Here is a 22,864-nt window from a genome sequence, read left to right as displayed (position 1 = left end):
TGGCCCCGGCATGTCAGGCTGGCAGGCTGCGACCAGTGTGCACCACCTGCGATACGCCCTCCGCCATCGACACCACAATGCACGATGTCACCTCGCAGCGCGTGGCGCTGATCTTCCACGCACCATCGACGCGGCGGTAGCGGTCGTAATACACAGCGCCAAGCTGGGTGACCATGCGCTTTTCCGTGTCGATCTGCTGGTAGTGCAGCGACCACTGGCCGCAGGCGTGGTCGGCATCGATCAGCGTAATGTCCGGATTCGATCCATGGTGCATTTCAAGCAAGTGCGGATGACAACCGAGCTGCGTGAACAGGCGCACCAGTCCTTCGCGGTCATTGAACGTGCCCAGCGCGCCATAATCGATTTCCACCGGCCCGTGCACGAAACAGGCGCGCATGGCGTCCGGGTCCTTGCCGTCGCAGCTGTGGAAATAGCGCGCTTTCAGCTGGCGGATTGCTTCCACCGCTTCAAGGCGGGCCACGCGCGCGGCCAGTGCGGCTGCTACGGTGCTGTCCATTAGCGTTCCTCCCATGCCGGCTGGCGCATCACATACTGACTGGTCGGCACCACGTCGATCTTGTCGAAATCGATGAAGCGGCTGCAGCTGTCCATCATGGTATCGAGGTTGCGCTTGAATTTTTCGGGGTCGCCCGGGGCGTCAAAGAATACCTGCGGATCGGTCATCGCCGCCGCCGGGAAGCATTCCTCGACGATCGCCGCGTAACGCGGGGCGCCATAGGTCAGCGGACGGACGACGAAGTTCTGCACATACTGGAAGTTGTCCTGCGTGTCGATCGCAACCTGCGTATGGTGGCCGTGCCAGATATCCAGCCACGCTTCCGGCGTCAGGCGTGGCGGCACACTGAGGAAGGCCAGCTGCGAGAAGCCCTCCGTGCGCTCGCCCGGCCGGGCAGGATGACGCGTATTACGGATCGGTACCGATTCCGACACCACGTAAGCTGCCATATGGCTGCACACGGCCGCTACCGCCTGGTCGAAAGGCTTGCGGAACTGGGCATTGGCGCTGTCCAGCCATAGCGAAACGGCGCCGCCGATTGGCGGCTGCGTCTGCGACTGACGCAAGGCCGCTGCCGGCGCCACCGCTTCGTCACACACATTGACTTGCAGGCCGCGCGCACCCAGTGCCAGCAACTGCCGGGACAATTCACCGCGCAAGGTGGCTGCAAATGCCTCCTCCGTGACGCGCGGCTCGCGCCACAGCGCGTAGATCACCTTTTCCATCTGGTCTCCTTATACGTTATAGGTACAGCGCGTGCCGCCCGGCAACGCCATCGAGGCCACGCAGCCATTGCAATGCGTGCAGCCGCTCTGATATTCGGGTTCGCTGGCCAGGCGCCGGCACAGGTCAGGGTCGTACAACAGCGCACGGCCCAGCGCCACCAGGTCGAAGCCGGCGGCCAGCGCCGTTTCGATGTGCGCCGCCGAGCTGGCGCCGCCCAGATACACCAGAGGCACTTGCACCGCATCGCGCACCCGGCGCGCCTGCTCCAGGAAGTAAAGATCGCGGTAGGGCAAGGACGGAAACAGCTTCCCGCCGCCCAGCCGCAACATCAGCCGGTGCAGGGAGCTCGCCTCGGCGCGTATCATGGCCGGCAGCGGACTGCCGCCGCCCCCAAAGAGATACATCGGCGTGCGGCTGACGTAGCCGCCACTCAGTTCGATCGCATCGATGCCGCCCTGCTCCAGCAAGCGGCAAGCCTGCACGCAATCATCCAGCGTCATGCCGCCATCGAAGCCATCCGCAAGGTTGATCTTGCACAGGATGGGAAAGTCGTCGCCAACAACCGCGCGCACCGCCGCCAGCACTTGCAGAGGGAAGCGCATGCGGTTGGGCAGGCTGCCGCCATATTCGTCTGTTCGGCGGTTGCTGGCGGGGCTGAGGAACTGGCTGAGCAAATAGCCGTGCCCCATGTGGATTTCGAGCGCATCGAAACCGGCACGTCGCAGCAGGTGGGCGGATTCGCCGTATTGCCGGACCACGCGGGCAAAGTCTTCCTTGCCCATCGCGCCCGACAGCGGCACGCCGGACAGCAAGCCATACTGGTTGATGCCGCCGGAAGGCCCGAGCGGCCGGCGCGCCTCCACCGGCGTGTTGCGTTTGAATCCGCCGCAGTGGGCGAGTTGGCCGGACACGGCGCCGCCTTCCGCGTGCACCGCCTCGGCCAGCGCCTTGATGCCACCGAATACTCCCTCATGCAGGTAGAGCTGGTCTTCGAAGGTGCGGGCATCGGGCGACACTGCGCAATACGACACCGTGGTCAGCGCCGTACCGCCTTTTGCGAAGCGCGCGTGGAAGGCAGCCAGTTCCGGCCCCGGCTCGCCTCCCGGTGTGCGCCCTTCGAAAGTCGCGGCCTTGACGATGCGGTTGTGCAGCGTCAGGCCGGCCAGCTTGAAAGGCTGCAGCGCCGCCGCGGTCATGCGGCGCGCTCCGTTGCCGCGGCGCGCTCGCGGGCCATGGTCAGCGCCGTATCCTCGATCATATCTTCCTGGCCGCCCACCATGCCGCGCCGTCCCATTTCCAGCAGGATGTCGCGCGCCGGCACGCCATAGCGCTGCTCGGCGCGTTTGGCGAACAGCAGGAAGGAGCCGTACACGCCCGCGTAGCCGAGCGTAAGCGCGTCGCGGTCGATGCGGATCGGGAAGTCCATCATCGGCACCACCAGGTCTTCCGCCACGTCCTGGATCTGATACAGGTCCACGCCGGTCTGGATGCCCATGCGCGCGCACACGGCCACCAGCACTTCCATCGGAGTGTTGCCGGCGCCGGCGCCCAGGCCGGCCGCCGCCGCATCAATGCGGCTGGCGCCATATTCGATTGCCGTCAGCGAATTGGCCACGCCCATCGCCAGATTGTGGTGGGCGTGGAAGCCCAGTTCCGTTTCCGGCTTCAGCTTTTCGCGCAACAGGCCGATGCGCTGCTTCACGTCTTCCGGCAGCATATAGCCGGCCGAATCGGTGCAGTAGATGCAGTTGGCGCCATAGCTTTCCATCAGCTGCGCCTGCCGCAGCAGGTTTTCCGGTGAAGTCATATGGGCCATCATCAGGAAGCCCACGGTATCCATGCCCAGCTTGCGCGCATGCGCGATGTGCTGCTGCGACACGTCCGCCTCGGTGCAATGCGTCGCCACGCGAATGGTGGAAACGCCCAGTTCATACGCCATGCGCAAATGATCGACGGTGCCGATGCCCGGCAACAGCAGGGCCGACACCTTGGCGCGCTTCATCAGCGGAATCACTGCGCCCAGGTATTCCTCGTCGCTGTGCAGCGGAAAGCCATAGTTGACGGATGATCCACCCAGGCCATCGCCATGCGTGACTTCGATCAGCGGAATGCCCGCCGCATCCAGGCCCTGGGCGATGGTTTTCATCTGCTCCAATGTCATCTGGTGGCGCTTGGGGTGCATGCCATCCCTTAGGGTCATGTCATGCAGGGTGATGCTTTTTTTGTTCGTCATGCCGCCTCCTGCAGGATGCTTTGCGCGTACAGTTCGGCCGTGCGGGCCGCCGCTGCCGTCATGATGTCCAGGTTGCCGGCGTACTTCGGCAGGTAATCGCCAAGGCCCTCGACCTCCAGGAACACGGACACGCGGTTGCCGTCGAATACCGGGCCGTTGACCAGGCGGTAGCCCGGCACGTACTTTTGCACTTCGGCGATCATGGCGTGGATCGATGCCGTGATGGCGTCACGATCCGGCTCGGTTTCGGTCAGGCAGTGCACGGTATCGCGCATGATCATTGGCGGTTCGGCCGGATTGATGACGATGATGGCCTTGCCCCGTTTGGCGCCGCCTACCTGTTCGACGGCGCTGGCCGTAGTGCGGGTGAATTCATCGATATTGGCGCGTGTGCCCGGACCAACGGAACGCGAGGACGTAGTGGCCACGATCTCCGCGTATTCCACCGGCTGCACGCGCGAAATGGCTGCTACCATCGGGATGGTGGCCTGGCCGCCGCAGGTGACCATATTGACGTTCTGCCCCAGCTGGCGGGACAGGTTCACCGGCGGCACACAGAATGGGCCAATGGCGGCGGGGGTCAGGTCGATCATCAGCACGCCCAGGGCGTTCAGCTTGCGGGAGTTCTCCGCATGCACGTAGGCCGAGGTGGCGTCGAAGGCGATCTGGATGCCGTCTTCCACCACATGGGGCAGCAGCCCGTCCACGCCTTCCGCCGTGGTTTTCAATCCCAGTTCGGCTGCGCGCTGCAGGCCCTCCGACGACGGGTCGATGCCCACCATCCAGACCGGCTCCAGCCAGGGACTGCGCCGCAGTTTATACAGCAGATCGGTGCCGATATTGCCCGGCCCGATCAATGCACATCTGATTTTTTTCATGTCAGTGCCTAGAAAGTTAAGGAATCGTTTAGACGAAGGACACGGCGCAGCTGCCGATGCCTTCGATGCGCACAGTCAGCGCATCGCCCGCCTTGACCGGCACCAGCACCGCCAGCGAGCCCGAAAGAATCGGCTCGTCCGGCTCCAGCGCGATGCCGCGCGCGCCCAGCTCATTGGCAAGCCAGGCCACCGCCTCGGCCGGATGGCCCAGTGCCGCGGCGCCAACGCCGGTCGCCACCTCTTCACCATTCTTTTCGATGGTCATGGTGCAGGCTGCGAGGTCCAGCGTGGCCGGATTCACGCGTTCGGCGCCGATCGCGAACACGCCGCAGGAGGCGTTGTCGGCCACCGTATCGGCGATGCGGATGCGCCAGTCCTGCACGCGCGAATCGACGATTTCGAAGCAGGCCGCCACATTGCGCGTGGCAGCCAGCACATCGGCCGCTGTCACGCCCGGACCTTGCAGGCGGCTGTGCAGGAAGAAGGCGATCTCGCCTTCGGCGCGCGGCTGGATCATGCTGTCCATCGGGATGGCGGCGCCGTCGTCGTACGCCATGCCGGGACAGGAGGATGCCAAAGTCCGGCTGCCGCACATCGAGCATGTCCTGTACGGCCTTGCTGGTAACGCCGATCTTCTTGCCGATCACCTGCTCGCCCTGCCCCACGCGCCGCGCCACCATGCGCTGCTGGATGCGGTAGGCTTGGTCGATCGTCAGTTGCGACTGCGCCTCGCTGGGCGGCGCCAGCGGACGCCGTCCGCGCCAGGCTTCATACAGGCGATCGCCGATGGCGTCGAGTTGTTCATTGCTGATCATGCTGGCTTCCTCACAGGCCGGACTGGCGCGCCGCATCTGGCGTGTAGTCGGAGGGCTTCAGTTCGCCCGTGTTGATGCGGGCCGCTTTCGGCTGCTCATTGGTCAGGCGGTCCGCCATATAGGCGCCGGACACCAGGTCGTGGTACACGGTCACGCGCGCGTGGTAGCCCTGCAGTTCGTAGGCATACACCAGGTTGACCATCGCCACGCGCCACAATTCGCCGCGCGCATCGTAGTGGTCGGCCATCACGGCGTTCCAGCTGTCCTCATCGACATACATCACGCGGCGCGCATACAGGTGGCGCATGCCGGTCTTCACGCGTCCCTCCAGCACCCACACGCGGTGCAGCTCATAGCGCATCAGGTCAGGGTTCAGATGGCCTTTAGCCAGCATGTCGTTGTACTTGACGGCCGGGTCGTCCAGGCGGTTGGCGTGATACGGGATGTACATTTCACGCTTGCCGATGATCTTCCAGTCATAGCGCTCGGGCGAGCCGTTGAACAGGCGGTCTTCGTCCACGGTATGGAAACCGCCGGGGCCGAAAGGCTGGTCGAAGCCGAATTCCGGCGCCTGGCGCACGCGGCGCGTGCCGGGGTTGTAGCTCCAGGTCTGGCGAGGATGGTTGGCGAAATCATTGGTCTCGAAACCGACATTGATCGTGCCCTTGTCGCGCTCGGGCAGGATGGTGTTGGTCAGGAAGTAGTTCGACGGGCCGCCCGCGCCGCGGTCCAGCACGGCCTTGCGGTCGGAGGTCGGGCTGTTGAAGGTTGCCAGCATGCGGTAATTGGTGCGTCCCCAGGCCTTGTTCCCGTCCGGGTAGACCACGGCCTGGTCGTAGATCGCGATTTCATTATTGGCGCGCCAGACAGTCTGCGTATTCCAGAACAGTTCAATGCCGCTTTTCGGCAGGGGGAAAGCCGGGCCGGCAAAGGCGCCGCTCAAGGTCATGCCATCGTTGGACACTGCGGCGCCCTGGGCGTTTTCCTTCACATTGGCCAGCACCTTGTCCGGATAGCGGAAATCGCGGTGGCTTGGATAGACCGGCATGCGGAAGGTGGCCGGATAGCGCTTGAACAGCGCCTTCTCGCCTTCGCTGAGGCGGTCCGCATACTGCGCCAAGTTTTGCGCGGTGATGGTGAACAGCGGCTTTTCACTGGCGTAGGGGTCCGGGTGCACCTTGCCGGTGCCGCTGAAATTCATTCCCGGCGGCGCGCCCAGCCACTTGCCGGAATATGGCGGAATGCTGCCGTCCTTGTTGCCTTCTTTTTCCGCGCCCATCGGCGTCAGCGTGGTGCCCAGGATCTTGATGTCCTCGACGCTGGCGGCTTCCGCGGTCGCCGCTGCGACGCATGCGCCCAGCAGAACCGCGCGCAGGATGGTGTGTCGGATCGTGGTATTCATGGTGTTCTCCTGCTGTGATGGATTTAGAAGCGGTACTTGACGTTGAAGCTGACGTAGTCGCGGTCAGCCAGCGGACGCAGGACCGGATCGGGACGGCCCAGGAAGGCGTTGTAGGCCACGCCCAGTTCCAGGTTATTCAGGTAGCGGAAGGTCATGCCGACGCTGAGACGCTTGTCGCCCTTGCCGGTCAGGCTGCCGAAGCTGCCCGCCACGGCCGGCACGCCGCGCACCAGGTGCTGGAAAGTGATGGGAACATCCACGTCCCAGCCGCTGAACACATTCTGGTAACTCAACGTGGGGCCGAGCACATAACCCCAGGAAGTACGGGTCGCATTCAGGTCCGTGTACTGGACGCCGCCCATGTTCACGGCATCGACGCTGCCGACACGGTGCACGCCCACTTCGGCCACCAGCATCATGTTGTCGGCCAGCGGCGTCTTTTCGATCGCCTTGATGGCCGAGATCTGGGCCTGCCACGAGCGCGAGCGCGAAGCCACGGGACCTGCCGGCGTGTTGACCAGCACCGGCGCGCCCGAACGGCGGCTCACCTCTCCGGCCAGGCTGATGCCCATGACCTGGGTCGAGAAAGTGGCGCCCGTCAGATGGATGCCGTCGAAATACCTGACCTGGTAGGACACCGGCAGGAACTGGAAGGCAGGCGGCAGCACCGCCGACGTGATGGCCGGGATGCCAGCCTGCGGCAGGCCCGGATACAGCGTGGCGATGCCGAAGTTGGTGACCACGCTGGGATTCTTGTCGTGGTAGCGCAGGTAGTAGACGCCCAGCTCCGTTTGCGCCACCGGTCGCACGCGCAGGCCAACGCCGAACTGGCCTTGGTTGCTGGGCGAGATGTCCGGCCCGCGCTGCGCTGTCAGCGCCAGCGGCAGGCCGGGCAAGGACGCCGTGGCGGGATTGGCCAGCAGCGGATTGGCCATGGTGTAGATACGGTCGGCGCCGGGACCGATCATGTCGGCGTAGCTGAAGTAGGTGCCGGCCGGGTTAACCTCGGTCGGCTTGTACTTGTACTGGTAGTACGCCATCGCGCTCACTTCCGGCGTGATGGCCCACTGCGCCGACACCTGGCCGGTCGGCAGCAGGATGTCCTTCACTTCAGCGCCCGCCACATTGGCCTTGGTAGCGTCGGCCGGCGCCTGTGCCCCGGCGATATTCGGGAAGTACAGCGCTTCGCCCCACTGCACCACCTGCTGGCCGGCGCGCAGATTCAGCTTGCTCTCGCCCAGCGTGAAAGCACCGTAGGCATAGACATCGAGCAGGCGCGCACGGCGGCCCGCGTAATCGCGCGCGTCGCTGGTGAATTCGCGCGGGTCGCCGCCCTTGTTGACGGTGAAGGGAGAATTGTTGTCGTTGTGGCGGTTGTATGCGCCGTCGTAGAACATGCTGGCGCGGGCGAAAACGCCGAGGTTGCGGTATTTCAGGTCGCCTTCCAGCAGCGCGCTGACGCGGTTTTCCGTCAGGCGGTAGCGCTTGAAATTGCGGTCGCCGTCGTCGGAATTGATGGTGGTTGGCAGGCCGGCGGCGCCGACCGGGCCGTTGACCAGGACTTCGGACGGTGCGCGCAGACGCACGGCCATGCCGTAGTTCACGGTCGCGTTGACATCCAGTGTGGCCTCGTCGCCCAGCGTGATGGTGGGCGCCGCCAGCGAAGGCGCACTGGCCAACAGCATCGCTGCCTGAGCGATGCGTCGCAACGTCCGTGGCATCGCAGGTGGTGTTGCTTGATTCATGCTTCGTCTCCTCGTTGTAATGGTCTTTGCCTGAACCAGTGTCGATTTTTGCCGCCCTTGCTACATCGGCTGAATGGACTAGTCTGCAAATTCACGCTGCGGGATTGGCGGCGGCCAGGAAGGCCGGGCGTTCGCCGCCGCCGTCCAGCACCAGGTTGCAGCCGCTGGCGTAGGCCGCGGCTGGCGATGCCAGGTAGAGGCAGGCGGACGCAATTTCTTCCGGCTGCGCCAGGCGGCCCAAAGGAATGGTTGCACCGACTGCATCCAGCCGGCTTTCGTCGCCATAGTGCGACAGCGCTTCGTCCGTCAGCACCAGCCCCGGGCTCACGGCCGCCACCCGCACCCTGGGCGCCCACTCCACCGCAAGCGAACGCACCAGGTTCACAATGCCCGCCTTGGCCGCGCCGTAGGCCGCCGTGCCGGGCGACGGACGCAAGGCGCTGACGCTGCCGATAAACAGGATCACGCCGCCCTGCCCGGCCATCAGTGCATAAGCGCCCTGCGCCAGCAGCAATGGCGCCGTGAGGTTCAGCGCGATGATGGATGCCGTCAGGCGCGGCGATGCGTCGGCCGCCATCACGTGCGGGCTGCCGCCGGCGTTGTTGACCAGGATGTCCAGCCGCCCGTGCTGTTGCTGGATCGCCGCATACAGCGCCTGCACCTGTTCCGCATCGCGCACGTCGGCCCGGATAAACGCCGCCCGCCTGCCGCCGGCGGCCACCGGTTCTTCGGGCGGCTTGCGGCCGCACACCAGCACGGTGGCGCCGCGCTCCAGGAAGGCCATGGCGATGGCGCGGCCGATGCCGCGGGTGCCGCCGGTAACCAGGACTACTTGCCCACTGTACGTGCGTCCGTTGCTGTCGAAATGTGATTGCATGTGCGACTCCCTTTTCCCTTGTTTTCAGATGTTCCGATGGTAGGAAATTGCGGGGCCGCCGTCTTAGTCTGAAGGGACGATGCCGGCCGCATCGCCTTGCGCGACGATGCTTGTACCTACCGCACAAGGACCTTCGACATGATCGACATGACGTCTTCCACTCCCATCCCGCAGGGCCGCTATGTGCCGCTGGCCAACGGGCTCACGCTGCACTACCACGAAGCCGGCGATACAGACTGCGAGGTACCTGTTGTGTTCCTGCACGGCAGCGGACCTGGCGCCAGCGGCTACAGCAACTTCAAGCACAACTACCCGGCCTTCGCCGAACAGGGCCACCGCGTGATCGTGCCGGACTTGCCCGGCTACGGTCTGTCATCCAAGCCAGCCGATGCCGAATATGTGCTGGATTTCTTTGTCGGCGCCCTGCGCGCGCTGCTGCAGGCCCTCGATATCCGCCGCTGCATCCTGGTCGGCAATTCGCTGGGCGGCGCCATCGCCATCATGTATGCGCTCGACTTTCCCGCCGATGTGGAAAAACTTGTGCTGATGGCGCCGGGCGGCGTTGAAGACCGTTCGACCTACTTCCAGATGGAGGGCATACAGCGCATGGTGTCGCTGTTTGCCAACCGCGAGCTGAACGCCACCACGATGCGCGAGTTGATGTCGCTGCTGGTGGCCGATCCCGTCCACATCACCGATGCGCTGATCGGGGAGCGCCTGCCGATCTGCGACGTGCAGCCGCCGTCGGTGCTGTCCACCATGCGCGTGCCGAACATGACGGAGCGGCTCGAAGACCTGGCCTGCCCGGTGCTAGCCTTCTGGGGCGTGGAGGACCGATTCAATCCCGTCTCCGGCGCCCACAAGCTGCTGGCGCACTGCCCCGATGCACGCTGCCTGCTGGTCAACCGCTGCGGCCACTGGGTGATGGTGGAACACCGCGAAGTATTCAACCGTGATTGCCTGGCCTTCCTGGCCGAACCAAGAGGAGACGTGAAATGATCAAGGAAATGATGAAGGAAATGCTGCTGGCGATTCGATCCGAGCTGCCGCCGGCCCAGGTGGAAGCGGCCGTGCGCGCCTACCTGCACAGCTGGCGCAGCGGCGACAGCGCGGCGCGCGCCAGCCTGTTCGCGGAAGACGCGGTGCTGGAGGATCCGGTCGGCGCCGAGCCTATCGTCGGCAAGGCCGCGCTGCAGGCCTTCTGGGCGCGCGCCGAAGGGCCTCACGCGAAGTTCGAAGCGGAACTGGTGCGCCTGGCCGTGTGCGGAGACGAGGCAGTGGCCGCGTTTAACCTGCGGGTGGAATACGCCGGCGCCGGCAGCGCCACCCTGCGCATTATCGACAACTTCCAGTTCGACGCCAACGGCAAGATCCGCCGCCTGCGCGCGTTCTGGGACGCGCACTCCGTCGAATAGCATGATTTGGGCATCCTGCGGATGCCCTTCTCAGCGAATGCCCATATTCGCCACGCTGTTCAGCAGCAGCCGCACCAGTTCCGTCTGGCGCGTGACATCCGTCTTGGAAAAGATCGCCCGCAAATGGGCGCGCGCCGTGTTGCGGCGTATGCCCAGTTCCAGCGCCGCATCTTCCAGCGACAGTCCATTCGCCAGCTGCACCGCCAGCCCCGCTTCGGCCGGAGTGAAGTTGAACAACTGGCGCACGATATCGATCGGCGCCTGCGCCTTGTGTTCCGGATCGCGGATATAGATCGCCGCAGCCGGGCTGCTGGTGCCTTCCGACCATTCGCTGGGCTGCACCGTATGCACCACCACGCCCAGGTTGCGCTTGCCCGACTGGCGTTCCAGCGAAATGGCTTCCACCACGTCGGTGCGGTTCGCCGGCAGGCGCCCTTCCAGCGCATGCTTGATCAGGCGCTGCAGCTCGCGGTTGCCGCTGGCATGGGTGGCATGGGGCATATTGCCGACCAGGCGCATGCCGTCCGCCGCCGCCAGCAATTCATCGGCCTGGGTATTCGTCTTCAGTACGCGGCCATGCTTGTCGAGGATGATGGTCGCCACCATCAGCCGGTCCATCGCGCCCGCATACAGGCGACGCTCCGATTCGGCCAGATCCAGCCTGCCGTGGAAATGCACGGCGCGCCTGAAGTGCGGCAGCAGCAGGCCGCACAGCTCCTTGTCGGCGCTGCTGAAGTTGGGCGCGCCGTGGCCGCGGCAAACGCGCAGCCGGCACTCGCCGCCGTCGGCGGTGCGGATATCCGCGCCCATCAGGCGATGCACATCGTAGGGCTTCAGGAACTCCTGGTAGAAAGGCGACGCCAGCCAGGCTTTCTCATCGAGGATGTCGGTGAGCGTGACCATGCGGTCGCCCGGCAGCCCAACGAATGGGTCCATTGCGAAAAAGTGGCTGTTATAGGAAATCAGGCCCTCGGTGGTGACGTCGCCCACATTCACCATCAGGCCATGGTCGCCGACCGAAGGCTGGCGCAGGATCAGGGTTACGTAATTCGCTTCGAGCAGGCTGCGCAAGCCTAGCAGGCATTTCTCCCACGGGATAGGTTCCAGCAGACCGTCGTAGATGGATGCGATCAATCCGCTGAATTTCTCCAGCGGGAAGGTGGCAATGGCGTTCTTCATAAGTCCCCAAGGGCTGGCAGCACCCGCTCAGGCCAAATCCATTTTGAAGATGCGACGCTCGCTCATATGCGGCGGCACTTGCGCCAGGTCGGTATAGAACTGCGCATACCATTCGCGCAGCTGGTACACCGGGCCATCCGCTTCGCATAAAAGAGGATTGTCGATGCGGGTTTTATTATGCCAGATCGCCACATCCTCGTAAAAAGCTTCCTGGGTGAGCTTCACGTATTGCAGAGCGGCGGCGCGGTTCTGCTCTTCGTCCAGGCCGGGGAATTTGCGCACCATCACGCCGAAACGCAGCTCAAAGCTGTTCTGGTCGATCGGCACGTGGCAATTGAGCAGGATGGAGTCCACCGGATAGCCGTTCATCTCGCCCTTCATCACGGTGATCTGGTAGGACGGGCCGTAATAGGTGGCGGTGCTGGTCAGGATGCCGTCTTCCGACAGGCGCGGGCTGCGGCTGACCATCACCTGCTCCGCCTCATGGCGCTCGAAGCGGTTGTGGAAGCTGACCACCTTGGCGCCGTGCACGTGGCCGAAATGGGCCATATCGGCAACATTGTCAATCAGCTCACGGCAATTGATGTCGATGACCATGCGGTCGATCACCCAGTCGGTCCATTCCTCGGAAAACGCGGCATCGATGGGGGGAATGGCCACATCCTCCGGCGGCGGGTTGTTTTCGGGGTCGTTCCAGATGAAGAGCAGGTGGTTCTGCTCCTTGCAGGGCCAGCTGCCGATGCGGGCCTTGGGCGGCACCCGCTTGCAGTAAGGGATTTCGCGGCACACGCCGTCGCTGCCCCAGCGCCAGTCGTGGAAGGGACAGGCCAGCGTATCGCCCTTGACTTCGCCCTGGCTCAGGTCCGCGCCCATATGGGGGCAATACGCGTCCAGGATGTGCAGCGCGCCGCTCTCGCCCTGGTAGGCCACCAGCTTGCGGCCGAAGATGTTCAGGGTGTGCGGCCTGCCATCCTTGTATTCCTGCGCCAGTCCCAGGCAATGCCAGCCGCGCGCGTAGCGGTCGGCGACGGGTGCCGCTTCGATCTTGTAGGTCTTGCTCATGCTGTCTCCTTGATAGATATGGTCTTGCGCCATACCGACAAAGTACGGGTCCGCAGGCGCCGCTGCATCGTCTTAACGGACGATGCCCGCCTGGGCGGCGGGGCCGATAGTGCGGGGAGCCGGTCCGCGCGGCGGACCCCGGCCACCCCCTACTACTACACGGAGTCCCAATGCCCAACGATCCCCAAGTGCAGGCCATCCTGGCGATGTTTGCCGCCCTGCCCGCCCCCGATTACGCCACCTTTCGCGCCAGCGATTACCGCGCTGGTGTTGCAAGTTTGCAACCAGCGCCCCTGAACGAGGACGTCGCCGGCGTCACCGAATGCCTGCTGCCCGGTCCCGCCGGGCCGATGCCGGCGCGCCTCTACCACCCGCAACCGGGCCGTCAACTGCCTGGCGTGGTGTTTTTCCATGGCGGCGGCTGGGTCGCCTGCGGGCTGGATTCGCATGACAATATTTGCCGCCGGCTGGCCCGCCTGAGCGGCTGCGCCGTGCTGTCCGTCGATTACCGGCTGGCGCCGGAGGCGGTGTTCCCCGCCGCGCTGGACGATGCCTGCGCGGCGCTGCGCTGGGTCGCCGCACAGGGCGGGCAGCTCGGCATCGATACGCAGCGCCTGGCCGTAGCGGGCGACAGCGCGGGCGGCAACCTGGCCGCCGCCTGCGCCCAACTGGCGCGCGACCCGGCGCAGGAATTGCCGGCACTCGCGCACCAGCTGCTGCTCTATCCGGTGCTCGATGGCGGTTGCGATACGCCTTCCTACGCCAGCTATGCGGAAGGATATTTACTGACGGCGGACCTGATGCGCTGGTTCTGGCGCCAGTATGTGCCGTCCGGGCAGGACCGCCTGTCGCCGCGGGCGTCCCCGCTGCGCGCCGAGTCGCTGGCCGGGCTGCCTGCCGCTACCATCCTGACCGCGGAATGCGATCCCCTGCATGATGAAGCGGTGCGTTATGCGCAGCGACTGCGCGACGCTGGCGTGCCGGTGCTGGAGCGGGAGTGGGCTGGGCTGTTCCACGGTTTCGCCAGCATGGTCGGGGCTTTGCCCGCCGCCGACGATGCGCTGGCGACGGGGGCGGAGGCGTTGCGCCGCGCTTTGTTCTAAAACCCACGGCAAAAAACTGGTGTCAGCCACATCGTGGCTGACACCTGCTTTACGCCTCTGGTTTTATTGGACGTCCGCGGCTTGCTTACGATACCGCTTCCGCGGCAGCCTGCGCCGGCTGCGAAGACTTCGTGCTAGCCGCAGCCAGATGATCGGCTGCCAGCATACCGAACACCATGGCCGGGCCGATGGTCGACCCAGCACCCGGATAGCTGGTCCCCATCACCGCCGCACTGCAATTGCCGATCGCGTACAGGCCTTGAATCGGCGCTCCATCCTGCCCCAGCACGCGGGCATGGACGTCTGTCACCAGGCCGCCCTTGGTGCCAATATCGCCGGGCACCAGCTTGATTGCATAGAACGGCGCCTGCGCCAGCGGAGCCAGGCAGGGATTGGGCTTGATGCTGATGTCGCCGTAATAAGTGTCGAAGGCGTTGTCGCCCTTGCCGAACTCCTCATCGACGCCAGCCGCCGCAAAGCGGCCCATGGCTGCCACGCTCTCCTTCAAGCCCGCGCTATCGACGCCGATCTGCGTCGCCAGCTCCTCCAGCGAATCCGCCTTGTGCAACACTTCGCGCAACGCCGGCGGCAGGCGGCTGTCCGGCATCACGGAAGCTGGCAGAATCGGGCCGCAGGGATACTGCTTGCGGAAGCGTGCATCGAACACGATCCAGGCCGGCACCGCCGATGCATGGCCCTGCTGGGCGCGGCCATACATGGTCTGCACCAGTTCCGAATACGCCATGTTCTCATTGGCGAAGCGCTTGCCCGCCGCGTCGACGATCACGCAACCCGGCAACGAGCGTTCCACGAAGATCGGGTGCGTATGCGGCATGCCCGGCACCTGCACGGCGGGCACGCCCCACATATAGCCCATCAGATCGAGCCGGGCGCCGACAGCCTGTCCGGCTCGAATCGCATCGCCCGTATTGGCGTGGGGCGGCGTCACGCTCCACTCGGCGCGCGTCGGCTGCGGCAGGTATTGCTCGCGCATCTGCTGGTTCCATTCGAATCCACCGGCTGCGAGGATCACGCCGTGGCGCGCCTTCAGCTGCAAGCTCTTGCCCCGGCGCTGAACCACGACGCCCGTTACGCGGCCTTGGTCATAAGTCAGGCTGGTAAGCGAAGTCTCCAGCCACAACGTCACGCCACGGTCGCGCAAGGAAGTGCGCAGGCCCGCCACCAGCGCCGCGCCCAGGGTCAGGCGGCGGTCGGCAGGCGTGTGGCGGCGCCAGTGCAGGTCGAACAGGTAACGCAAGCCGATGCCCAGCAGCTTGAGAATCCAGCCCGGATGCTTGCCGAGGATAAGCCGCGCCTCAATCTGGGTCATCGACAGGCGGCCTGCGATCAGGGTCGCGGCCAGCGGGGGCCGCTGCAGGGCGAAATCATCGCCCAGTTGCGCAGCGTCGAAAGGCGCCGGGTCCAGCGAGCGGAAACCGGGCTTGGCGCAGGGCTTGTGCTGGAAGTAATCGGCGTAATGCGGCAGCGCAGTGAAGCGCACGCGGGTACGCTCATGCAGGTAACGCACCATGCGCGGCCCCGTCTCCAGGTAGGCGCGCACCCGAGCTTCGTTCATATGCGGCGCGACGCAGGCGCGCACATAGGTCAGCGCTTCATCGAAACTGTCGGACGCTCCGGCTTCCTCGCCCAGGTGATTGCAGGGAATCCAGATGCCACCGCCGGAAATGGCTGTGGTGCCGCCATATTGCGCACACTTCTCCACCACCAGCACTTTCATGCCGTTGTCCGCCGCGCGAATTGCCGCCAGCATGGCGCCGCCGCCGGAACCGACCACGATCACGTCCGGCTCGACCTGTTCATCGGGCACGTCGGCTGCGGCGCCAGGCTGTGGCGCGGGCCTGGCGCGGCTTGCCAGAAGCCCGGCGGCCAGTGCCGGCAGCAGGAAAATGGACCCGAGCACGTTGACGAGGAACATAAACGCCAGCAAAACGCCCATATCGGCCTGGAATTTCAGTGCCGAGAAAGTCCAAGTGACCACGCCCAGCGACATTGTCACCGCCGTGAACACCGCCGCGGTTCCGCGCTGGCGCATCGCTTCATAGAAGGCCGTGCGGAAATCCTGATCCACACCTTTCATCTGGTGCGCGATACGCTCGTACAGATAGATGCCGTAATCGACGCCCACGCCCACGCCCAGCGCCACCACCGGCAGGGTCGAGACCTTGAGGCCGATACCCAGCAGCGGCATCAGCGCATTGCACAGGATGGATACGAGGGCCAGCGGCACAATAATGCACAGCACAGCCGCCACGGAGCGGAAGGTCAGCAGGCATAGCAAGGTAATCGCACCAAAGATGGCCAGCAGCATGCCGACTTCCGCCTCCTCCACCGCCTCATTGGTGGCAGCCATCACGCCCACGTCTCCGCTGGCGAGCCGCAATTCGACCGGGGCCGCGCGGCCGGACGCGATGAAGGCTTTCGCTTCCGCCACCACGTGCGCGATGGTCGCGCCTTCATGGTTGTCCGTATACACCAGCACCTGGATTGCCTTGCAGTTTTCCGTGTTCATGCCATCGTCCGGATTGAAGCTGCGCGCACCCTGCTGCAGGCCGGCGCTGGTGCGGGGCAAGGCCTGCCAGCGCGGGCTGCCTTCGTTATAGGCGCCGATCGTGACTTTCGCGAGCGATGGCACGCTGACGACGGAGCGCACACCGGCCACGCCACGCATATGGATTTCGAAGCGCTCGATCGCGCTCATTACCGGATAGCGCAGGCAGGCATCGCCCTCCCCGCTGTTGACGGCAACGATGGACAGCACATCGGCGCCCACGTTGTACTGGCTGCCGATGGCCGCATGATCGCGGTTGTAGCGGGAATCAGCCCGCAACTCGGGCGCGCCGGCACCGATGTCGCCGATGCGCAGGCCGCGCGCGCCATATGCCCCCACACCCAGCAGCACGGCGCACAACAGCAGCACCAGCGGCGCCACGCGCGGCGATGCTGCGGACGAAAGCGTCCACCAGAAGCGGCTGCGCTGGCCATCCTTGCGCGGCGCATTGCCGGCAGCCCGCTCGCCGCAATACGACAACAGCACCGGCAGGAACATCTTGTTCGTCAAGATCATCAGCATCACGCCGATGCAGGCCGTCACGCCCAGCTCGCGCACAATATCGATCTTGATCGTCATGATGACGAGGAAGCCCAGCGCATTGGTCAACAGGGCCAAGGTGCCTGGCACGAACAGCGCGCCGAAGGCTTGCGCGGCCGCCTGCCCGCGCATCGGCCCCGCCATGCACTGCCAGGCGCCAGGCATTCGTCATCTGCACCGCGTGCGACACGCCGATGGAGAAGATCAGGAAAGGCACCAGGATGGACATCGGGTCGATGCCAAAGCCGATCAGGGGCAGCACACCCAGCAGCCACACCACGGGCATCAGCGCGACCGCCAGCGCCAGGGCGCTCATGCGCAGCGAGCGTGTGTACGTCAGCAGCAGGAGCGCCGTCACGCCGAAGGCTACACCGAAAAAGACCAGCACACCGGCGATGCCGTCCATCACATCGCCCATCAGCTTGGAAAAGCCCGTAATGTGCACTTCAATGGGGCGGCCCGCATATTTCGCGCGGATCTGTTCCAGCTGGCGCGCCACGGCGACATAATCCAGCCGCTTGCCGCTGACCGGGTCGGTCTCCTGCAATTCGGCCTGCACCATCGCGCTTTTCAAGTCGTTCGAAACCAGCTGGCCGATCTGGCCCGAGCGCGCCACATTGGTGCGCACCAGCGCCAGTTCATCCGGCTTTCCAGAAAAACGGGCTGGTACCACCACGTCGCCATAGAAGCCGGCTTCCGTCACTTCGGTATAGCGCACATTCGGCGTGAACAGCGAAGTCACGCGGCTGCGCACCACACCGGGCACGAAGAACACCTCGTCCGTCACTTCACGCAGCGCGGCCAGGAATTCGGGATTGTAGATATCGCCTTCGCCCTGCCAGCGCAGACTGATCTGGATGCGGTTAGCGCCCGCGAACTGGCGTGCAAATTCCGTGTAGGTCTGCATATAGGGGTGCTGCAACGGCACCGTCTTGGCAAACCCGGGATCGAGACGCAGGCGCGTGGCGGACGCTCCCAGCAGCACCGTGGCGAGCAGGAAGAGCCACAGGAGCGCGCTGCGATAGCGCAGCAAGGCCGCGCCGCAGGCATTGATAAAAGCGGACAGGGAGGATTTTGGCTGGCTCATGATGTCACTCATCGTTTGTGTTGTTGGATGGGCGGCGCATCACAGCGCCTCATGGGCAATGCCCGCTTCGCCGGCAACCAGCAGCCGGCCCGGCGCCGCTTCGAGCACGGCGGCCAGGCTGGCGCGCCCACCCACGCGGTGGATGCGGAAATGCCTGCCGCCGTCATCGGAGCGCACGATGGCGCCGCCCTGCCCGACCAGCACAACACGGCCGTCACGCAACTGCACTCCGCCGAAGTAGGAAGTCGGCAGGCCGGTATCCACCGGCTGCCAGCTCGCGCCAAAATCCTCGCTGCGGAATACATGGCCGCGCATGCCGAACACCAGCCAGGCGCCGTCAGCCAGCGCCAGGCCGCCGAACAGGGAGCCCTGGTAAGGCAGGGCCAGTTTTTCCCAGGTAGCGCCGCCGTCGGCGGATCGCTGCAACAGGCCCGCCTCGCCCACCAGCAGCACCCTGCCACCGGCGCCGCGCACCAGCGCATTGGCGTGGCCGTCGGCGATGGCGGGCGGCGTGGCCGCGGTTTGCCAATGTTCGCCGCCATCGCGCGACACCAGGAAGCGGCCGAAGCTGCCGACAGCGATCGCCGCGCCGTCGGCGCCGGCTGCCACGTCGAGCAGTGGGTCCGTATGTTCAGCATCAAAGGCAGTACGCCGCCAGTGCGCGCCGCCATCCTCCGTGCGCAGCACCACGCCGTCGTGGCCGACGGCCAGGCCGTGCAGCGCGTCGCTGAAACTGAGCTGCGTCAGCGTGGAACCCGGCTGCTGCGCCACCTCCGCATCGCGCCAGCGCTGGCCGCCATCGTCGGAATAAAGCACGTGGCCGGCCTCGCCCACCGCCACCAGCCTCCGACCCGCCTGCGCCAGCGCATTGATGTGCAGGCGGTCGGCGCGCACTTCAGTCGGAGCAAACACCGGGTGCGGGCGCATGGCGAAGGCGTACACGGCGCCCGCCGCCACTGCCAGCGCGAGCGCGATGCTGGCAATCCTTAATGTCTTGAACATACTTGTCTCCTCTGCGGCTCTTTGGCCGCATCAGTTTTTGTTAGAACACTTCAAACAGGGCGGCTGCGCCCATGCCGCCGCCAATGCACATCGTTACGACCACATGGCGTACACCGCGCCGCTTCCCTTCCAGCAGCGCATGGCCCACCAGGCGCGAGCCGCTCATGCCGAACGGATGGCCGACCGCAATCGCCCCGCCGTTGACGTTGAGCCGCGCGTCCGGAATGCCCAGCTGGTCGCGGCAATACAGCACCTGGCTGGCAAAGGCTTCGTTCAACTCCCACAACCCGATATCGGCCACCGTCATGCCGTGCCGCTTCAGCAGCTTCGGGATCGCATATACGGGACCGATGCCCATTTCGTCGGAAGCGCAGCCGGCCACCGCCAGGCCGCGATAGGCGCCCAGCGGCGCCAGTCCGCGCGCCTTCGCAAGGGCCGCACTGGTCAGCACGCAGGCCGATGCGCCGTCCGCCAGCTGCGACGCATTGCCGGCGGTGACATACTCGCCCTGCTCCACCAATTGGCCGCCCTGCCAGACCGGCTTCAGCAACGCCAGCCCTGCCGCGTCGGTAGCGGCACGGGCGCATTCATCGTGCGCCAGCGTCACCTCTTCGCTGCCGGCCGGCTTGCCTTCACGGTCGAACAGAAGCCGTGTGCTGGCCAGCGGCACGATTTCGTCCGCAAACAGCCCGGCGCGCTGGGCGGCTGCCACGCGCTGCTGGCTTTGCAGCGCGTATTCGTCCTGTGCGGCGCGGCTGATGCCGTAGCGGCGCGCGACGATTTCCGCCGTCTCGATCATCGGGATGTAGGCAGCCGGGTCGTGCGCCAGCACGGCCTGCGACTGGCTGCGGAAACTGTTCTTATGCTTGTTCTGCGTCAGCGAAATCGATTCAACGCCGCCAGCAACGGCGATATCGATTTCGCCGCACATGATGGATTTGGCAGCGCCGGCAATCGCCATCAGGCCGGAAGAGCACATGCGGTCGAGCGCCATGCCCGGCACGCTGGACGGCAGGCCTGCTGCCACGGCGCTCAGGCGGCCGATGTTGTAGCCCTGCGTGCCCTGCTGCGCAGCGGCGCCCATCAGCACGTCCTCCACTTCGTGCGTGGCGATCTGCGGCACCCTGGCCAGCGCGGCTCGGATCACGTGGCCGCCCAGCGCGGGCGCTTCGGTGTCGTTGAAAGCACCGCGGAACGCCTTGCCGATCGGCGTACGGGCGGTGGAAACAATCACTGCTTCTTGCATGGTTTACCTCGTTTTCTCAAAAGTAGTAGCGGCTGATCACGTCCGCCACGCAGGCCGGCTTGGTCTGGCCTTCGATTTCCAGCGTGACGCGCACGACGGCCTGCACGCCGTCGCCGGACAACGCCTCCGCATCGACCAGCCGGCAAACGCCGCGCACACGGCTGCCCGCCCTAAGCGGCGCCGGGAAACGCACCCGCTCGCAGCCATAATTGACGCCCAGCTTCATACCTTCGACCGTCAGCACTTGCGGCAGGAACAGGTTCACCAGCGACAGCGTCAGGTAACCGTGCGCGATGCAGGCGCCGAACGGACCTTCTGCGGCGCGTACCGGATCGACGTGAATCCACTGGTGATCGCCCGTGGCCTCCGCAAAGAGGCCGATGCGGCGCTGCTCCATCAGCAGCCAGGGGCTGGCGCCCAGCTCGCGGCCAACGCTGGCCAGGAATTCACCGGCGCTGCCCAATTTCGTCTGCGAGAGGATTTCCATGGCGTTCCTCATGCCTGCTGGCTGCTGACGGAGACCACTTCGCCAGCCATATAGGATGCGTAGTCGCTGGCCAGGAACATCATCACGTTGGCCACTTCCCACACTTCGGCGGCGCGGCCGAATGCTTCGCGCGACGCGAGCTGCTCCAGCAACTCCTGCGGCGCCGCCTTGCGCAGGAAGTCGTGCAGCGCGATGCTGGGCGCCACGGCGTTGATGCGCACGCCGTATTCGGCCGCCTCCAGCGCGCTGCAGCGGGTCAGCGCCATCACGCCGGCCTTGGCCGCGGCGTAATGCGCCTGCTCCTTCTGCGCGCGCCAGCCCAGCACGGAGGCGTTGTTGACGATCACGCCGCGGCGCCGCTCCTGCATCGCCGGCAGAATGGCGCGCGTCATCCGGAAGGTGCCGGTGAGCGTGATGTCGAGCACGCGGTCCCATTCGGTGTCGCTCATATCGACCAGGCGGCGCGTGCCGCCCAGGCCAGCGTTGTTGATCAGCACATCGACGCCCTGCAGCTTGTCCTCGGCTGCTGCCACCAGCGCGCGCACCTGGTCTTCCTGCGACACATCGCACAGCTGGCCGAAAACGGCGGGACAGTCCGTTTCGCTGCGCAGTTGCGCCACCGCTGTTTCCAGGCGCTGGGCGTGGATGTCCGAAATCATCAGGGCGCGGCAGCCTTCCTCGGCGGCGCGGCGGGCGGCGGCAAAGCCGATGCCGCCGCCGGCAGCCGCCGTGATCAGGACGGATTTGCCTTGCAACAGGCCGTGGCCGGCCACGTATTGGGGGATATTCATTGGGTGCCTCTCGCTTCCTTGGGCATGCCGAGGCCACGCTCGGCGATGATATTGAGTTGAATTTCGTTGGCGCCGGCGTAGATCGTGTCGGCGCGGCTGAAGAGGAACAAACCTTGCAGGCGGCTGGTGCGCTCGTCGCCGGTGAGCAGGTTGCCGTCTGCGCCCAGCACGTCCATCGCCAGTTCGCCCAGGTCGCGGTGCCAGTTGGACCAGTGGTATTTGTAGATCAGCGATTCCGGCGCGAGTTGCCCGCTCTCGGCGCCGGACAGCATGCGCAGCGCGTTGCAGCGCATGGTGCGCAGGCCGATCCAGGCCTGGGCAATTCGGTCACGCGCGCAGCGGTCGTGCCAGCGGCCGTTGTCGCGGGCGGCGGCGATCACCAGGTCCAGCTCGTGCAGGAATTGCATTTGCTGCCCCAGCGTGGACAAGCCGCGCTCGAAGCCCAGCAGGGCCATCGCCACCTGCCATCCTTCGCCCGGCTTGCCGACCACGTCGCAGGCCTGGGCACGGGCGCCATCGAAGAACACTTCATTGAATTCGGCGCTGCCGCTGATCTGGCGGATCGGACGGATTTCGACGCCCGGCTGGTCCAGCGGCATCAACAGGAAGATCAGGCCCTTGCTGCCGCGCGAACCCGGCTCGCAGCGCGCCAGCACGAAGATCCATTGCGATTCATGCGCCAGCGAGGTCCACACCTTTTGGCCGGTGACGATCCACTCGCCCGTAGCTTCGTCGCGCACGGCGCGGGTCTGGACATTGGCGAGATCGGAGCCTGCATTCGGCTCCGAATAGCCTTGGCACCAGAAGGTGCTGCCATTGCGGATACCGGGCAGATGGCGCTGCTGCTGGTCCAGTGTGCCCAAGGCGATCAGGGTCGGCCCAATCAGGCCTTCGCCGATATGGCCCATGCGGCCAGGACCACCGGCGCGCGCGTACTGCTCATAATGGGAAACCTGTTCGGCCAGGGACAGCTCCTTGCCGCCGTGTTCACGCGGCCAGCCGGCGCAAGTCCAGCCGGCGTCGGCCAGCGTGCACTCCCAGTGCTTGCGTTCCTCGGGATAAGCGTCTTCGTCGCCCGGACCGCCGCGGTGGCGCAGCTTTGCGTAGGGGCCGGACAATTGCACTTCCAGCCATTGCGCGAATTCGCCCGGCTGTGCTGCTTCGCCTTTGTCCCAGCCCACGCCGTCGGA

Annotated in this window: 19 protein-coding genes and 2 pseudogenes; 3 read left to right on the top strand and 18 right to left on the bottom strand. The window is 65.4% G+C overall.

The features are described from left to right. Positions 1 to 13: 13 nt before the first annotated feature. The 9 genes and pseudogenes from ACHMW6_RS13150 to ACHMW6_RS13110 all read right to left on the bottom strand — a co-directional run bounded on the left by ACHMW6_RS13150 (position 14) and on the right by ACHMW6_RS13110 (position 9,193). The gene (locus ACHMW6_RS13150) at positions 14 to 517 is read right to left on the bottom strand and encodes a nuclear transport factor 2 family protein (protein ID WP_395407539.1); all 504 of its coding nucleotides are present in this window, start codon (positions 515 to 517) and stop codon (positions 14 to 16) included. Beyond that, the gene (locus ACHMW6_RS13145) at positions 517 to 1,242 is read right to left on the bottom strand and encodes an EthD domain-containing protein (RefSeq protein WP_395407538.1); all 726 of its coding nucleotides are present in this window, start codon (positions 1,240 to 1,242) and stop codon (positions 517 to 519) included. The genes ACHMW6_RS13150 and ACHMW6_RS13145 overlap by 1 nt, the downstream gene beginning before the upstream one ends. Before the next feature lie 9 nt (positions 1,243 to 1,251). Beyond that, complete coding sequence (locus tag ACHMW6_RS13140) at positions 1,252 to 2,439, bottom strand: NADH:flavin oxidoreductase (RefSeq protein ID WP_395407537.1); 1,188 nt, start codon at positions 2,437 to 2,439, stop codon at positions 1,252 to 1,254. Continuing rightward, entirely contained in the window at positions 2,436 to 3,476 is a 1,041-nt protein-coding gene (dmpG, locus tag ACHMW6_RS13135) for a 4-hydroxy-2-oxovalerate aldolase (RefSeq protein ID WP_395407536.1), read from the bottom strand. The genes ACHMW6_RS13140 and dmpG overlap by 4 nt, the downstream gene beginning before the upstream one ends. Further along, positions 3,473 to 4,354: an acetaldehyde dehydrogenase (acetylating) gene (locus tag ACHMW6_RS13130; protein WP_395407535.1), complete on the bottom strand. Its 882-nt coding sequence runs from the start codon at positions 4,352 to 4,354 to the stop codon at positions 3,473 to 3,475. The genes dmpG and ACHMW6_RS13130 overlap by 4 nt, the downstream gene beginning before the upstream one ends. Before the next feature lie 28 nt (positions 4,355 to 4,382). Beyond that, positions 4,383 to 5,169 (bottom strand): annotated as a pseudogene (locus tag ACHMW6_RS13125) (fumarylacetoacetate hydrolase family protein). Positions 5,170 to 5,179: 10 nt separating this feature from the next. After that, positions 5,180 to 6,571 carry a DUF1329 domain-containing protein gene (locus ACHMW6_RS13120; RefSeq protein ID WP_395407534.1) on the bottom strand — a complete coding sequence of 464 codons (1,392 nt, stop codon included), beginning with the start codon at positions 6,569 to 6,571 and terminating at the stop codon, positions 5,180 to 5,182. A gap of 23 nt (positions 6,572 to 6,594) precedes the next feature. Further along, entirely contained in the window at positions 6,595 to 8,316 is a 1,722-nt protein-coding gene (locus ACHMW6_RS13115) for a DUF1302 domain-containing protein (RefSeq protein WP_395407533.1), read from the bottom strand. Positions 8,317 to 8,407: 91 nt separating this feature from the next. Then, positions 8,408 to 9,193, bottom strand: a complete 786-nt coding sequence (locus ACHMW6_RS13110) for an SDR family oxidoreductase (RefSeq protein WP_395407532.1) — start codon at positions 9,191 to 9,193, stop codon at positions 8,408 to 8,410. Between the two features lie 147 nt (positions 9,194 to 9,340). On the opposite strand from ACHMW6_RS13110, the gene ACHMW6_RS13105 reads away from it, so the two are divergent. Further along, on the top strand, positions 9,341 to 10,192 hold the full coding sequence (locus tag ACHMW6_RS13105; protein WP_395408602.1) for an alpha/beta fold hydrolase: 852 nt from the start codon (positions 9,341 to 9,343) through the stop codon (positions 10,190 to 10,192). After that, the gene (locus ACHMW6_RS13100) at positions 10,189 to 10,608 is read left to right on the top strand and encodes a nuclear transport factor 2 family protein (RefSeq protein ID WP_395407531.1); all 420 of its coding nucleotides are present in this window, start codon (positions 10,189 to 10,191) and stop codon (positions 10,606 to 10,608) included. Before ACHMW6_RS13105 ends, ACHMW6_RS13100 begins: the two co-directional genes overlap by 4 nt. A gap of 30 nt (positions 10,609 to 10,638) precedes the next feature. On the opposite strand, the gene ACHMW6_RS13095 is transcribed toward ACHMW6_RS13100, so the two are convergent. Further along, the gene (locus ACHMW6_RS13095) at positions 10,639 to 11,787 is read right to left on the bottom strand and encodes a helix-turn-helix transcriptional regulator (protein ID WP_395407530.1); all 1,149 of its coding nucleotides are present in this window, start codon (positions 11,785 to 11,787) and stop codon (positions 10,639 to 10,641) included. Positions 11,788 to 11,814: 27 nt separating this feature from the next. Further along, positions 11,815 to 12,849: a Rieske 2Fe-2S domain-containing protein gene (locus ACHMW6_RS13090; protein WP_395407528.1), complete on the bottom strand. Its 1,035-nt coding sequence runs from the start codon at positions 12,847 to 12,849 to the stop codon at positions 11,815 to 11,817. 170 nt (positions 12,850 to 13,019) lie between these two features. Between ACHMW6_RS13090 and ACHMW6_RS13085 the strand changes: the two genes are divergently transcribed. Further along, the gene (locus ACHMW6_RS13085; protein WP_395407527.1) at positions 13,020 to 13,952 is read left to right on the top strand and encodes an alpha/beta hydrolase; all 933 of its coding nucleotides are present in this window, start codon (positions 13,020 to 13,022) and stop codon (positions 13,950 to 13,952) included. A gap of 85 nt (positions 13,953 to 14,037) precedes the next feature. On the opposite strand, the gene ACHMW6_RS13080 is transcribed toward ACHMW6_RS13085, so the two are convergent. From ACHMW6_RS13080 to ACHMW6_RS13050, 7 genes and pseudogenes are all read right to left on the bottom strand, one after another. Then, complete coding sequence (locus ACHMW6_RS13080) at positions 14,038 to 17,193, bottom strand: efflux RND transporter permease subunit (RefSeq protein WP_395407526.1); 3,156 nt, start codon at positions 17,191 to 17,193, stop codon at positions 14,038 to 14,040. 115 nt (positions 17,194 to 17,308) lie between these two features. Then, positions 17,309 to 17,623, bottom strand: a pseudogene (locus ACHMW6_RS13075) (MMPL family transporter); the annotation flags it as partial. A 564-nt stretch (positions 17,624 to 18,187) separates the two neighbouring features. Next, the gene (locus ACHMW6_RS13070; protein ID WP_395407525.1) at positions 18,188 to 19,150 is read right to left on the bottom strand and encodes a WD40/YVTN/BNR-like repeat-containing protein; all 963 of its coding nucleotides are present in this window, start codon (positions 19,148 to 19,150) and stop codon (positions 18,188 to 18,190) included. A 40-nt stretch (positions 19,151 to 19,190) separates the two neighbouring features. Continuing rightward, positions 19,191 to 20,396 (bottom strand): acetyl-CoA C-acyltransferase, encoded by a 1,206-nt coding sequence (locus tag ACHMW6_RS13065; RefSeq protein ID WP_395407524.1) that lies wholly within the window; start codon positions 20,394 to 20,396, stop codon positions 19,191 to 19,193. 16 nt (positions 20,397 to 20,412) lie between these two features. Beyond that, positions 20,413 to 20,883, bottom strand: coding sequence for a MaoC family dehydratase (locus ACHMW6_RS13060; protein WP_395407523.1), 471 nt, complete (start codon positions 20,881 to 20,883; stop codon positions 20,413 to 20,415). Between the two features lie 8 nt (positions 20,884 to 20,891). Further along, complete coding sequence (locus ACHMW6_RS13055; protein WP_395407522.1) at positions 20,892 to 21,674, bottom strand: SDR family oxidoreductase; 783 nt, start codon at positions 21,672 to 21,674, stop codon at positions 20,892 to 20,894. Next, complete coding sequence (locus tag ACHMW6_RS13050; protein WP_395408601.1) at positions 21,671 to 22,855, bottom strand: acyl-CoA dehydrogenase family protein; 1,185 nt, start codon at positions 22,853 to 22,855, stop codon at positions 21,671 to 21,673. Before ACHMW6_RS13050 ends, ACHMW6_RS13055 begins: the two co-directional genes overlap by 4 nt. Positions 22,856 to 22,864 lie beyond the last annotated feature (9 nt).

Origin of the sequence: Pseudoduganella sp. UC29_106, assembly GCF_044055365.1 — a bacterium.
Lineage (GTDB): Bacteria > Pseudomonadota > Gammaproteobacteria > Burkholderiales > Burkholderiaceae_D > Rugamonas.
Note: the sequence above shows the minus strand (reverse complement) of the source record. Positions and strands in the feature narration are given on the sequence as shown.

Coding starts and splice junctions, on each gene's coding strand:
- ACHMW6_RS13150 (WP_395407539.1), bottom strand. CDS start 517: ATGGACAGCACCGTAGCAGCCGCACTGGCCGCGCGCGTGGCCCGCCTT.
- ACHMW6_RS13145 (WP_395407538.1), bottom strand. CDS start 1,242: ATGGAAAAGGTGATCTACGCGCTGTGGCGCGAGCCGCGCGTCACGGAG.
- ACHMW6_RS13140 (WP_395407537.1), bottom strand. CDS start 2,439: ATGACCGCGGCGGCGCTGCAGCCTTTCAAGCTGGCCGGCCTGACGCTG.
- dmpG (WP_395407536.1), bottom strand. CDS start 3,476: ATGACGAACAAAAAAAGCATCACCCTGCATGACATGACCCTAAGGGAT.
- ACHMW6_RS13130 (WP_395407535.1), bottom strand. CDS start 4,354: ATGAAAAAAATCAGATGTGCATTGATCGGGCCGGGCAATATCGGCACC.
- ACHMW6_RS13120 (WP_395407534.1), bottom strand. CDS start 6,571: ATGAATACCACGATCCGACACACCATCCTGCGCGCGGTTCTGCTGGGC.
- ACHMW6_RS13115 (WP_395407533.1), bottom strand. CDS start 8,316: ATGAATCAAGCAACACCACCTGCGATGCCACGGACGTTGCGACGCATC.
- ACHMW6_RS13110 (WP_395407532.1), bottom strand. CDS start 9,193: ATGCAATCACATTTCGACAGCAACGGACGCACGTACAGTGGGCAAGTA.
- ACHMW6_RS13105 (WP_395408602.1), top strand. CDS start 9,341: ATGACGTCTTCCACTCCCATCCCGCAGGGCCGCTATGTGCCGCTGGCC.
- ACHMW6_RS13100 (WP_395407531.1), top strand. CDS start 10,189: ATGATCAAGGAAATGATGAAGGAAATGCTGCTGGCGATTCGATCCGAG.
- ACHMW6_RS13095 (WP_395407530.1), bottom strand. CDS start 11,787: ATGAAGAACGCCATTGCCACCTTCCCGCTGGAGAAATTCAGCGGATTG.
- ACHMW6_RS13090 (WP_395407528.1), bottom strand. CDS start 12,849: ATGAGCAAGACCTACAAGATCGAAGCGGCACCCGTCGCCGACCGCTAC.
- ACHMW6_RS13085 (WP_395407527.1), top strand. CDS start 13,020: ATGCCCAACGATCCCCAAGTGCAGGCCATCCTGGCGATGTTTGCCGCC.
- ACHMW6_RS13080 (WP_395407526.1), bottom strand. CDS start 17,193: ATGCGCGGGCAGGCGGCCGCGCAAGCCTTCGGCGCGCTGTTCGTGCCA.
- ACHMW6_RS13070 (WP_395407525.1), bottom strand. CDS start 19,150: ATGTTCAAGACATTAAGGATTGCCAGCATCGCGCTCGCGCTGGCAGTG.
- ACHMW6_RS13065 (WP_395407524.1), bottom strand. CDS start 20,396: ATGCAAGAAGCAGTGATTGTTTCCACCGCCCGTACGCCGATCGGCAAG.
- ACHMW6_RS13060 (WP_395407523.1), bottom strand. CDS start 20,883: ATGGAAATCCTCTCGCAGACGAAATTGGGCAGCGCCGGTGAATTCCTG.
- ACHMW6_RS13055 (WP_395407522.1), bottom strand. CDS start 21,674: ATGAATATCCCCCAATACGTGGCCGGCCACGGCCTGTTGCAAGGCAAA.